The 12,744-nt window shown below is 57.4% G+C and carries 11 protein-coding genes; 6 read left to right on the top strand and 5 right to left on the bottom strand.

Annotated elements, in window-relative coordinates:
* Positions 1-44 precede the first annotated feature (44 nt).
* On the top strand, positions 45-1,418 hold the full coding sequence (locus V7Q49_RS02450; protein WP_333849148.1) for an MFS transporter: 1,374 nt from the start codon (positions 45-47) through the stop codon (positions 1,416-1,418).
* 46 nt (positions 1,419-1,464) lie between these two features.
* Here the strand turns inward: V7Q49_RS02450 and htpX are convergent, their stop codons facing one another.
* The 4 genes from htpX to V7Q49_RS02430 all read right to left on the bottom strand — a co-directional run bounded on the left by htpX (position 1,465) and on the right by V7Q49_RS02430 (position 5,889).
* A complete protein-coding gene (gene htpX / locus V7Q49_RS02445; RefSeq protein WP_333849147.1) occupies positions 1,465-2,346 on the bottom strand; it encodes a protease HtpX in 882 nt (293 codons plus the stop codon).
* Positions 2,347-2,539: 193 nt separating this feature from the next.
* Positions 2,540-4,588: a carboxy terminal-processing peptidase gene (gene prc, locus V7Q49_RS02440; protein WP_333849146.1), complete on the bottom strand. Its 2,049-nt coding sequence runs from the start codon at positions 4,586-4,588 to the stop codon at positions 2,540-2,542.
* Positions 4,589-4,607: 19 nt separating this feature from the next.
* Positions 4,608-5,294, bottom strand: a complete 687-nt coding sequence (gene proQ / locus V7Q49_RS02435) for an RNA chaperone ProQ (RefSeq protein ID WP_039030800.1) — start codon at positions 5,292-5,294, stop codon at positions 4,608-4,610.
* A 97-nt stretch (positions 5,295-5,391) separates the two neighbouring features.
* On the bottom strand, positions 5,392-5,889 hold the full coding sequence (locus tag V7Q49_RS02430) for a GAF domain-containing protein (RefSeq protein ID WP_333849145.1): 498 nt from the start codon (positions 5,887-5,889) through the stop codon (positions 5,392-5,394).
* A 131-nt stretch (positions 5,890-6,020) separates the two neighbouring features.
* Here V7Q49_RS02430 and yebS point away from each other — a divergent pair, with 131 nt between their 5' ends.
* From yebS to V7Q49_RS02405, 5 genes are all read left to right on the top strand, one after another.
* Complete coding sequence (yebS, locus tag V7Q49_RS02425) at positions 6,021-7,304, top strand: membrane integrity lipid transport subunit YebS (protein ID WP_333849143.1); 1,284 nt, start codon at positions 6,021-6,023, stop codon at positions 7,302-7,304.
* A complete protein-coding gene (locus V7Q49_RS02420; protein ID WP_333849142.1) occupies positions 7,273-9,906 on the top strand; it encodes a PqiB family protein in 2,634 nt (877 codons plus the stop codon). The genes yebS and V7Q49_RS02420 overlap by 32 nt, the downstream gene beginning before the upstream one ends.
* 76 nt (positions 9,907-9,982) lie before the next feature.
* Positions 9,983-11,425 carry a 16S rRNA (cytosine(1407)-C(5))-methyltransferase RsmF gene (gene rsmF / locus V7Q49_RS02415; RefSeq protein ID WP_333849141.1) on the top strand — a complete coding sequence of 481 codons (1,443 nt, stop codon included), beginning with the start codon at positions 9,983-9,985 and terminating at the stop codon, positions 11,423-11,425.
* A gap of 103 nt (positions 11,426-11,528) precedes the next feature.
* Entirely contained in the window at positions 11,529-11,768 is a 240-nt protein-coding gene (locus V7Q49_RS02410; protein ID WP_032611546.1) for a YebV family protein, read from the top strand.
* 104 nt (positions 11,769-11,872) lie between these two features.
* Complete coding sequence (locus V7Q49_RS02405; protein WP_333850471.1) at positions 11,873-12,064, top strand: YebW family protein; 192 nt, start codon at positions 11,873-11,875, stop codon at positions 12,062-12,064.
* Here the strand turns inward: V7Q49_RS02405 and pphA are convergent, their stop codons facing one another.
* Entirely contained in the window at positions 12,065-12,709 is a 645-nt protein-coding gene (gene pphA / locus V7Q49_RS02400; protein ID WP_333849140.1) for a protein-serine/threonine phosphatase, read from the bottom strand.
* Between the last annotated feature and the right edge of the window lie 35 nt (positions 12,710-12,744).

Raw genomic sequence — 12,744 nt, 5'->3', positions numbered from 1 at the left:
ATCGTTACCCTGTTAATAATAACCCGTGCTTCTGATTCATTCTCATGACAAAAATCTCCACAGATGGCCTGCCTTTACCGCAGCGCTATGGTGCCATTGCGACCATTATCATCGGTATTTCCATGGCCGTGCTGGATGGCGCCATCGCCAACGTCGCCCTGCCGACCATCGCCAGCGACCTGAATGCCTCGCCTGCCAGTTCGATCTGGATCGTTAACGCCTATCAGATAGCGATTGTCATCTCGCTACTCTCGTTCTCTTTCCTGGGAGACATGTTTGGCTACCGCCGGGTGTATCAGTGCGGACTGGTGGTCTTTACCCTCACCTCCCTGTTCTGCGCCCTTTCGGACACCTTGCACACCCTGACGCTGGCGCGCATTGTTCAGGGGTTTGGCGGCGCGGCGCTGATGAGCGTCAATACCGCGCTGATTCGTCTTATCTACCCGCATCGGCATCTGGGCCGGGGGATGGGGATCAACTCCTTTATTGTCGCCGTCTCCTCGGCGGCAGGCCCGACAATCGCCGCGGCGATCCTCTCGGTGGCCTCCTGGCAGTGGCTGTTCCTGATTAACGTCCCGCTGGGGATCGTGGCGCTGCTGTTCGCCCTGCGCTATTTACCCGCCAACGGGCCAAAAAGCAGCATGCCTAAATTCGATCTGCCGAGCGCGGTGATGAACGCCCTCACCTTTGGCCTGCTAATCACCGCCCTGAGCGGTTTCGCCCAGGGGCAATCGCTGACGTTGATTGCCGCCGAGGTCGTGGCGCTGCTGGCGATCGGCTTCTTCTTCGTGCGTCGTCAGTTGGCGCTGCCGGTGCCGTTACTGCCGGTGGATCTGCTGCGTATTCCGCTCTTCTCCCTCTCCATCTGCACCTCGATATGCTCCTTCTGCGCGCAGATGCTGGCCCTGGTCTCCCTGCCCTTCTTCCTGCAGAGCGTCATTGGCCGCTCGGAAGTGGAAACGGGTCTGCTGTTAACGCCCTGGCCGCTGGCTACCATGGTAATGGCACCGCTGGCAGGCTATCTGATTGAGCGGGTGCATGCGGGACTGCTGGGGGCGCTGGGGATGGTGATAATGGCGGCCGGTCTGTTCGCCCTCGCCCTGCTGCCCGCGGCACCGCACGATCTGGATATTATCTGGCGGATGGTGCTTTGTGGGGCGGGCTTTGGTCTGTTCCAGTCGCCAAATAACCACACTATCATTACCGCCGCTCCGCGCCATCGCAGCGGCGGCGCGAGCGGCATGCTCGGGACCGCCCGCCTGCTGGGGCAAAGTACCGGCGCGGCGCTGGTGGCCTTGATGTTCAACCTGGCCGGGCAAAGCGGCACGCATCTGGCGCTGCTGACTGCCGGCACGCTGGCTACCGTCGCGGCCATCATCAGCGGGCTGCGGATAACGCAGCCACGTTCGCAGGCATAAAAAAAGCGCGTCCAGGGACGCGCTTTTTATTTGCGATACGAAGCCGTTATTTCAGGTACTCGCCGCTACGCAGCGCTTCAATACGCTTGTCCAGCGGTGGGTGGGACATGAACAGCTCGCTCAGCGATTTTGATTTACCGTTGATGCAGAACGCCATCATGCTGGAGGCTTCCTGCGGCTCATAGCTGGTTTTCAGACGTTGCAGCGCGGCAATCATCTTCTCACGGCCCACCAGTTTGGCTGAGCCCGCATCCGCATGGAACTCACGGTGACGGGAGAACCACATGGTGATGATGCTCGCCAGGATACCAAACACCAGTTCCAGCACCATGGAGACCGCAAAGTAGATCAGCGGGTTGCCGTTACTGGATTCTCCTTCCTCGCGATCGCCACCCATAAAGCCTGCGGCAATCTGCGCAAGAATACGCGAGATAAAGATAACGAAGGTGTTCACCACGCCCTGAATCAGGGTCATGGTTACCATATCGCCGTTGGCAATGTGGCTGATCTCATGGGCAATAACCGCCTCGGCTTCGTCACGGCTCATGTTCTGCAACAGGCCGGTACTGACCGCTACCAGAGAGGCGTCACGACGCGCTCCGGTGGCGAAGGCGTTGATATCCGGCGCGTGATAGATCGCGACCTGCGGCATGGCAATACCCGCCTGGCGGGACTGGTTGGCAACGGTGGTCATCAGCCACTGTTCCATATCGTTACGCGGTTGCTCAATAACCTCGCCGCCCACGGACTTGAGCGCCATCCACTTGGACATCAGCAGCGAGACAAAGGAGCCACCGAAACCAAACAGCAGCGCCATGATTAACAAGCCCTGAACGCTGCTCGACTGAATTCCTGTCAGGCTAAGTACCAGCCCGAAGACCACCATGACCGCAAGGTTGGTGAGCAGGAAGAGCGCGATTCGCATCATAATATTCTTTTAACCTCAGTTTAACAAAACGCACTATGCGATTACCCACATCGTATGGGTATTCCGCATATTTTCAAGGATTGCCGCGACGTAAGTCACCAGAAAGACACAACTTTACATAATGAAATGACTGGCTGACGGCAGGATGCGGTTAACAAAAAAACAGGCACAATTTCTTGTGCCTGTTTGAGGGTTATTTTGCCGGGGCGGGGTCGCCGACAGGATGGTCTTTTTCCAGTTGCGCCAGGTCAATGGCGATCTTCACCGTCTCATCAAGATACGGATCGGGCTCCTGGTAGTCCTTCGGCAGGTCGTCCAGTTTTTTGAGGAGCGGTTTACCTTCACGTTTAAAGCGGTCGTTAATACGCGCCAAACGTGTTGCATCGTCCTCTTCGTTCTCTTTCAGACGCTGAGCGTAGTTCAGAGAGACGATATTGCGTTTCGCTTTCAGGGCATTGAAACGGGCAATGTCCTTCACGATGTACTGGAACTCAGGATCTTTGGCGATGCGATCGTCATGCTGCTTCAACAGCGCCGGACCAAACTGAGTCATATCGCCCGACTTCACGTAGGTGGCAGCATTTACGCTATCCCACGGCAGCGCGTTATCCTCGAACTTCTCGCCGGTTTCCGTCTCTTCAGTGCCTGTCGGCATGATGATATCCGGAGTCACGCCTTTACGCTGAGTACTGCCGCCATTCACGCGATAGAACTTTTGAATGGTGTACTGTACCGAGCCCAGCGCCGGCCATTCCGGGCGCAGCATCTGATCGTAAATGCGGTTCAGGGAACGATACTGCTGTACCGTGCCTTTCCCGAAGGTCGGTTCGCCCACAATCAATGCGCGGCTGTAATCCTGCATGGCGGCGGCAAAGATCTCCGATGCCGAAGCACTGAAGCGATCGACCAGCACCACCAGCGGGCCTTTGTAGTAAACAACGCCATCGGTATCGGCGTCTTCACGCACTTTACCGTTGTTGTCGCGTACCTGTACCACCGGACCGGACGGAATAAACAGGCCCGAAAGCGAAACCGCTTCCGTCAGGGCACCGCCGCCGTTGGTACGCAGATCGATAATCACGCTCTTAACGTTTTGTTTTTCTAGCTTCTGCAGCTGAACCTTGACGTCGTCCGTCAGGCCTACGTAGAAGCCAGGAATATCCAGCACGCCGACCTTGTCTTTACCTACGGTTTTCACCGACATTTTCACCGCGCGATCTTCCAGACGGATACGCTCACGGGTCAGGGTAACGATACGGGTCTTGGTGCCTTTACCGGCAGGCAGAATTTCCAGACGGACTTTACTGCCCTTCGGCCCTTTGATCAGGGCAACCACATCATCCAGACGCCAGCCGATAACATCGACCATGTTCTGGCCTACCTGACCCACACCCACAATGCGATCGCCTACGCTAATCGCCTTGCTCTTGGCGGCAGGGCCACCGGCAACCATGGAGTTGATCACGGTGTAATCGTCGTCCATCTGCAGCACCGCACCGATCCCTTCAAGGGAAAGGCTCATTTCGGTGTTGAACTGCTCGGTGTTGCGCGGAGAGAGATAGTTGGTGTGCGGATCGATTTCGTGCGCGAAGGCGGTCATCGCCAGCGAGAACACATCTTCACTGTTGGTTTGCGCCAGGCGACGAATGGCAAATTTGTAGCGGCGGGTCAGCGTTTCGCGGATCTCTTTCTCATCTTTACCGGTGAGTTTGAGGCTCAGCTCATCGTACTTCACTTTGCTGTCCCACAGCGCATTCAGCTCGGCTTCATCTTTCGGCCACGGCGACTTACTGCGGTCAAGATTAAAGGTGTCGTTACCCGTGAAGTCCATCGGACGTTCAAGCACCTTAAGCGCATACTGATAGCGCTCGAAACGGCGTTTCTGCGACAGGTTATACAGGTCGTAGAACAGGTCCAGCTTGCCGCTGCGTAACTCGTCGCCAACCTCAGACTGCTTTTTGGCAAACTGTTCGACATCGCTCGCCAGCAGGACGTTGTGACTGTAGTCCAGCAGGTTCAGATAGCGGTCGAAAATTTTTGTCGAAAAGGCCTTATCCAGGTCGAACTGACGATAGTGCGAACGGGTGAAGCGCGAGGTGACGCGCTCACTGACCGTTGCGTGCTGAGTCTCTTCCTTCAGTACCGGAATTTGATCGACACGCGTAATCTCGTCCACAGCGAAAGCGTGGCCTGTTATCGCAAACAGGCCAGCCAGCGCGGTGAGCTTAAAAAATGTGTTCATGCCGGGCTTGGCCTCCGTTTTAGAACAACAAGTGTTCTGCGCGTACAATCATTGACAGACCAGAAGTCAGCTGTACACGAACGCCATCTTTGGTGATTTCCAGTACGGTGGCATCCATAGCATTATTACCCGCTTTCACCTTCAGAGACTGACCGACGCTCAGGGCGGTGATGTCAGAAACCGGGGTGTGGCGCGGCTCTTCACGAGGCGCACGCGGGGCTTTTGCCGCAGGTTGCTCAGCACGTGGCTTACGCTCGGTGTTCTCTTTGCGACGTGGGGCAGGACGTGGCTTACGTTCACGGCGAGGCGCTTCTTCCTGGCCATTGGCCGCGGCCGCTTCGCGTTTCTTCGCCTGCTGTTCAGCACGCTGAGCCTGAACTCGCGCTTTGGCTTCTTCGAGCTGCTTACGGGCGTGCTCAACGTGTTGCTCATCCAGCACACCGCAAGGGTTGCCGTCGAGATCGACACGCGTCGCGCCCGCTTTGATACCGTACAGGTAACGCCAGCTCGAAGTATAAAGACGTAAGGCGGAGCGGAGTTGGGTTTTGCTGAGGTTCATCTCACCTTCAACACGCTCTACCAGATCCTGAAAAATACCAATCTTCAGGGGACGAGCTTCGCCTTCGGCACTAAAACATTGAGGAAAACGTTCGGCCAAAAACGCGATAACTTCTTTACTGCTATTCAACTTAGGTTGATTTTCCATGAAATTTCCTGATTACAACGGACGTTGCCGACAAGCCGCAGGCATGAACAGGCGTCATTATAATGACGCCATCGCTAAATGCTACGTTATCCGTTGATTATCCTGCGACGCTCGCAAAGAATTTATGATAATCGGTCGCGGCGAGAACGTTTTCAAGGTTCGCCACCAGCTCGCGCAGCCCCTGCTCATCCTCGCGGGTAAAGCGATTGAAGACCGTGCTGTCGATATCCAGTACACCGATAATCTGATTATTCACTTTCAGAGGAAGTACGATTTCAGCATTGCTGGCGCTGTCGCAGGCGATATGCCCGTCGAACGCGTGGACGTCGTCAACACGCTGCACCTGGTCTTGCGCTACCGCGGTACCACACACGCCGCGCCCGACCGGAATACGTACGCAGGCCAGTTTGCCCTGGAAGGGCCCCAGCACCAGCGTCTCGCCTTCCAGCAGATAGAAACCGGCCCAGTTCACATCAGAAAGACGTTCGAAGAGTAACGCGCTGGTATTCGCCAGCGTGGCTAAAAAACTGGTTTCACCCGCCATCAATGCCTGAAAGTCACGGTTCAAATCCGTGTAGAATTCTGTTTTGTTCATTATTCAATCACTTGGTTGTCTTACAAAATTACAGCATAGCCTATTAAAATAAGCATTATTTACGTTCATGCTCAAGATGAATCCATTCATGAGTTAAGATAACTATTAACTATCCTTTTTTAGCGCGACCGATGGCTCTTAAAACACCGAAAATAACACCGGCGAAAAAGATTACTGTGCATGCGGTCGGCGATGCGCTGCCCCGTGAACATTATCAGCGTTGCCCACAATGCGATACGCTTTTTACGTTGCCAAAGATGAAATCATACCAAAGTGCTTTCTGCCCGCGGTGCAACGCAAAAATCCGCGATGGACGCGACTGGTCCCTGACGCGACTGGCCGCGATGGCCGTCACCATGATGCTGCTGATGCCCTTTGCCTGGAGCGAGCCGCTGCTCAGTTTGCACCTGTTAGGCCAGCGCATCGATGCCAACCTGCTGGAGGGGATCTGGCAGATGACCCGCCAGGGCGATCCCCTCACCGCCTCGATGGTGTTGTTCTGTACCGTCGGCGCGCCGGTGGTACTGGTAGCCGCCATCGCCTATCTGTGGTTTGGCAATATTCTGGGGATGAACCTGCGCCCGGTGCTTCTGATGCTTGAGAGGCTCAAGGAGTGGGTGATGCTGGATATCTACCTGGTAGGGATCGTCGTGGCCTCAATCAAGGTGCAGGATTACGCCTGGCTGCAGCCCGGCAGCGGCCTGTTCGCCTTTATCGCGCTGGTGATCCTGAGCATTCTCACCCTCATCCACCTGAACGTGGAGCAGCTCTGGGAGCGGTTTTATCCCCAGCGCCCCGCTACCCGCTACAATACCGATCTGCGGATCTGTCTGGGCTGCCACTATACCGGGCTGCCAGACGCCCGCGGCCGCTGCCCGCGCTGCCATATTCCGCTGCGCCTGCGCCGCCACAACAGCCTGCAAAAATGCTGGGCGGCGCTGATCGCCTCGCTGATATTGCTGTTACCGGCTAACCTGCTGCCCATCTCGGTGATATACGTCAACGGGGCGCGTCAGGAAGATACCATTATGTCGGGCATTATCTCGCTGGCGCAGAGCAACATTGCCGTTGCGGCCGTGGTGTTTATCGCCAGTATTCTGGTGCCCTTTACCAAAGTTGTCGTGATGTTTACCCTGCTCGTCAGCATTCATTTCAAATGTGAACAGGGGCTGAGAACCCGCATACTGCTGTTGCGTTTCGTGACCTGGATTGGCCGCTGGTCAATGCTGGATCTGTTTGTTATTTCGTTGATGATGTCGCTGATCAATCGCGATCAGCTCCTTGCTTTTACTATGGGACCCGCAGCGCTTTATTTCGGCACTGCGGTGATATTGACTATTCTTGCAGTGGAATGGCTGGATAGCCGCTTACTTTGGGATGCACATGAGTCAGGAAACGCCAGCTTCGCCGACTGAAGCGCGAGTTAAAACAAAACGTCGTATTTCCCCTTTCTGGTTGCTGCCGGTTATCGCGCTGATGATCGCCGGCTGGTTAATCTGGACCAGTTACGAGGATCGCGGCAATACCATTACCATTGATTTCCAGAGCGCCGACGGCATCGTTGCGGGTCGTACGCCCGTGCGTTTCCAGGGGGTTGAAGTGGGGACCGTCGAGGATATCTCGCTGGACAAGAACCTGAATAAAATTGAGGTTCGCGCCAGCATCAAGTCCGACATGAAGGATGCCCTGCGGGAAGAGACCCAGTTCTGGCTGGTGACGCCAAAAGCCTCGCTGGCGGGAGTGTCAGGGCTGGATGCGCTGGTCGGCGGGAACTATATCGGCATGATGCCGGGTAAAGGTGAGCCACAGGATCACTTTACCGCCCTGGATACCCAGCCGAAATACCGGCTCAACAACGGCGATCTGATGATTCATCTGCACGCGCCGGATCTGGGCTCACTGAACAGCGGGTCGCTGGTCTACTTCCGCAAGATCCCCGTCGGTCGCGTCTACGATTACGCCATCACCCCTAACAAGCAGGGGGTGACCATCGACGTGCTGATCGAGCGGCGCTTCACCTCGCTGGTGAAAAAAGGCAGTCGCTTCTGGAACGTCTCCGGGGTCGATGCCGACCTGAGCCTGAGCGGGGCCAAAGTGAAGCTGGAAAGCCTGGCGGCGCTGGTGAATGGCGCTATCGCCTTCGACTCACCGGAGGGATCTGAGCCCGCCACCCAGGAAGATGATTTCGGCCTGTACAAAGATCTGGCCCACAGCCAGCGCGGCGTGATCGTCAAGCTGACCCTTCCCTCTGCAGATGGCCTGAAGGCCGATTCCACGCCGCTGATGTATCAGGGGCTGCAGGTGGGACAGCTTACCAAAATGACGCTCAATCCAGGCGGTCTGGTGACCGGGGAAATGACCGTTGACCCGAGCGTAGTCGATCTGCTGCGGGAAAAAACGCGCATCGAAATGCGCAGTCCTAAGCTGTCGCTCAGCAACCCCAGCGTCAGCAGCCTGCTCACCGGCAGTACCTTTGAGCTGATCCCCGGCGGCGGCGAACCGGTCGATCATTTCACCATCGCCCCGGCCGATAAAGCGCTGTTACAAAAACCTGGCGTCCTGACCGTGAGCCTTAGCGCCCCGGAAAGCTACGGTATCGACGCCGGCCAGCCGCTGATTTTACATGGCGTGCAGATTGGCCAGGTGCTTGAGCGTTCGCTCACCAGCAAAGGGGTCACCTTTGAGGTGGCGATCGATCCGCAATACCGCGAGCTGGTGCATGGCGACAGCAAATTCGTGGTCAACAGCCGGGTGGATGTCAAAGTCGGGCTCGACGGCGTCGAGTTCCTGGCAGCCAGCGCCAGCGAGTGGATCAGCGGCGGGATCCGCATCCTGCCGGGTGAGAAAGGCGCCATGCGCGACAGCTACCCGCTGTATGCCAACCTGGACAAAGCCCTGGAAAACAGCCTGAGCGATCTGCCGACCACCACGCTTACGCTGGTGGCCGACACCCTGCCGGACGTACAGGCAGGCTCGGTGGTGCTGTATCGTAAATTCGAAGTGGGGGAAGTGATCCTCGTGCGCCCGCGCGCGAATGCCTTTGATATTGAACTGCATATCAAACCGGAATACCGCAAGCTGCTGACCAGCAACAGCGTGTTCTGGGCTGAAGGCGGGGCCAAAGTGCAGCTGAACGGCAGCGGGCTGACGGTGCAGGCCTCCCCGCTCTCCCGCGCCCTGCGCGGTGCTATCAGCTTTGACAACCTGAGCGGCGCCAGCGCCAGCCAGCGCAAAGGCGACAAGCGGATCCTCTATCCGTCTGAAACCGCTGCGCGCGCGGTAGGCGGCCAGATCACCCTGCACGCCTTTGATGCGGGCAAGCTCGCCGAAGGGATGCCGGTGCGCTATCTGGGGATTGATATTGGTCAGGTCCAGAGCCTGAAGCTGATTACCGCCCGCAATGAGGTGCAGGCCACGGCGGTGCTCTATCCGGAGTATGTCGATAACTTCGCCCGCACCGGAACCCGTTTCTCGGTGATCACCCCGCAGATTTCCGCCGCGGGGGTGGAGCATCTGGATACCATCCTCCAGCCCTATATCAACGTCGAGCCTGGCCAGGGTAAACCGCGCCGCGACTTCGAGCTGCAGGAAGCGACCATCACCGACTCACGCTATCTTGATGGCCTGAGCATCGTGGTGGAGGTGCCGGATGCGGCATCGCTCGCTATCGGGACACCGGTGCTGTTCCGTGGCATGGAAGTGGGTACGGTCACCGGCCTGACGCTGGGGACCCTCTCCGACCGGGTGATGGTGGCCCTGCGCATCAGCGATCGTTATCAGCATCTGGTGCGTAACAACTCGGTCTTCTGGCTGGCCTCCGGCTACTCGCTTGATTTCGGCCTGACCGGCGGGGTAGTGAAAACCGGGACCTTCAATCAGTTTATCCGTGGGGGGATCGCCTTCGCGACGCCGCCGGATACGCCGCTGGCACCGAAATCTCAGCCCGGCAAGCACTTCCTGCTGCAGGAGAGCGAGCCGAAAGAGTGGCGCACGTGGGGAACCGCCCTGCCACGTTAATGCCTGCGCTCCGGTGCAACCCACCGGAGCCTTTGTGGTACACTGCGCGCCTCTTTTTACTCCCTGTGGTGCGCTCGTGTCTCAACGTCCCGTCTATCTGCCAGATGAATTTCTGGCGCAAATGCGCCAGGCTCTGCCTGACCCTCTCGCTCTTGATGCGTTTATCGCCGCCTGCCAGCGCCCGCTGCGCCGCAGCCTGCGCGTCAATACCCTGAAAATCAGCGTCGCGGATTTCCTCACGCTGGTCGCCCCCTACGGCTGGCAGCTGACGCCGGTTCCGTGGTGCGAAGAGGGGTTCTGGATCGAACGTGACGACGAAGAAGCCCTGCCGCTGGGCAGCACCGCCGAGCACCTGAGCGGGCTGTTTTATATTCAGGAAGCCAGCTCCATGCTGCCGGTTGCCGCGCTGTTTGCCGACGACAATATGCCCGCCCGGGTGATGGACGTGGCGGCGGCCCCGGGTTCCAAAACCACCCAAATCGCCGCGCGGATGAATAACCAGGGCGCAATCCTCGCCAATGAGTTCTCTGCCAGCCGCGTCAAAGTGCTTCATGCCAACATCAGCCGCTGCGGGATCCGCAACGTGGCACTGACTCATTTTGATGGCCGCGTGTTTGGCGCCGCCCTGCCGGAAGCCTTTGATGCGATCCTGCTGGACGCCCCCTGCTCCGGCGAAGGGGTAGTGCGCAAAGATCCCGACGCGCTGAAGAACTGGTCCGTGGCCAGCAATCTGGAGATCGCCGCCACCCAGCGCGAGCTGATCGACAGTGCCTTCCATGCCCTGCGCCCCGGCGGGACCCTGGTCTACTCCACCTGCACCCTTAACCGCGACGAGAACGAAGCGGTCTGCCTGTGGCTGAAAGCGCAGTATCCCGACGCGGTGGAATTTCTGCCGCTGAATGACCTGTTCGCCAGCGCGGGTGAATGCGTCACCCCGGAAGGCTTCCTGCACGTCTTCCCGCACATCTACGACTGCGAAGGCTTCTTCGTGGCGCGGCTGCGCAAAACCGCCGCCATCGCCCCGCTGCCCGCCCCGAAATTCAAGGTGGGCAATTTCCCGTTTACGCCGCTCAAAACGCGCGAAGCCGCGCAGCTTACCGCTGCGGCAAACCAGGCGGGTCTGCAATGGGACGATAACCTGCGCCTGTGGCAGCGTGACAAAGAGGTGTGGTTATTCCCGACCGAAATTGAGCCGCTGATCGGTAAAGTGCGTTTCTCCCGCCTCGGCATTCGACTGGCCGAAACGCACAACAAGGGTTATCGCTGGCAGCATGAGGCAACGATCGCCCTGGCCGGCCAGGACAACACCTTTGCCTTAACCCAGCAGGAAGCCGAAGAGTGGTATCGCGGGCGCGATGTCTGGCCGCAGGCGTCTCCTGCCGGGGATGAAGTGGTGGTGACGTATCAGGGTTTCCCCATCGGGCTGGCGAAAAAAGTGGGCTCACGCCTGAAAAATAGCTACCCGCGCGAGCTGGTTCGCGACGGTCGCTTGTTTACCGGTAACGTCGACGCGAGCTAAAAAAGGCATTTTTTTACTGGCGCTTTTGCTCTCCATTGACCAGGCTGAAAAGTGGGCGACTATACTGGTCGTACCAGAACACAGCGAGATGATGGAGAGCATTATGACGAAAACCAATGTGCGCATTGGCGCATTCGAAATCGATGATGCCGAGTTAAACGGCGATACGCAGGGCGAACGAACGTTAACCATCCCCTGCAAGTCTGACCCCGATCTGTGCATGCAGCTCGACGCCTGGGATGCAGATACCAGCGTCCCGGCTCTCCTCGATGGCGAACACTCAGTACTGTACCGTGAGCATTACGATCAAGGTTCCGATGCCTGGATTATGCGCCTTGCATGATTCGGAGAGAACCCGCCCGCAGGCGGGTTATTTGTTAACGTATTTTCCCCTTCCCTGAATCATCCCCTACAATATTAATACGATAGTGAATGCTGAGGGGCATGATGTACGCACTGGTGCTGTTTATTTGTTATCTGGATGCGGGCTGCGAAGACCTGGTTGTGGACGTCTATCGCACCGAACTTCAGTGCGAGGCGTCGATGGACGATCAGCGGATCCGCCACGGCGGCTGCTACCCGGTAGAAGATTTCGTCGACGGTTTCTGGCGTCCGGCCCAGGAGTATGCCGACCTCTAATTATTGCAGCTGCGCCAGGGTCAACGACCCGCCAAACACCGCCCCGGTGTCAATATAGTGCAGGTTCTGGCAATCAAACCGCGCGTTGAGCGGCGTATGGCCAAACCAGAAGTGATCTGCCCCGGCTATCCCCTCCTCTTCGCCATTCATCAATTCCCGCAGGCGATCCCTGTCCCACAGAATGCTCTGCTTCGCGACCGGTTTCTCCCATTCATACTGAGATGACGGGTAATCGGCATGGGCAATCACGTTCACGCCGTTGGCGCAGGTGATTTCGATAATCCATGGCAACGTTTCGCATCGCCTCAACAGGTCGAGAGCCTGCTCCCTTTGTTGCCCCTTTAATTCGGCAAACCAGACCCCGCCATTCATCAGCCACAGCCCGAAGCTCTTATTATGCAGGGCGTCCAGCGCCATCTGTTCATGATTGCCACGCACCGCATAAAACCAGTTTTCATTTAATAACTGCAGGCATTTCACGCTGTCCGGCCCGCGATCGATTAGATCGCCGACGCAAATAAGTAAATCCTCATATGGATTAAGATGTCGGTGCTTTATTTCATCCATAAGCAGTTGATAACACCCATGAAGATCGCTTACCACCCAGACGTGCCGCCAGTTCTGACCATCAAGTTTTAGATACATAGCGCCTCCTCAGGATCAAGTATAGCCCTTACGGG

This window comes from Leclercia sp., from assembly GCF_036780805.1.
Taxonomy (GTDB): Bacteria; Pseudomonadota; Gammaproteobacteria; order Enterobacterales; family Enterobacteriaceae; genus Enterobacter.
The sequence above is the reverse complement of the archived record's forward strand: the minus strand, read 5'-3'. Positions and strand labels throughout refer to the sequence as shown.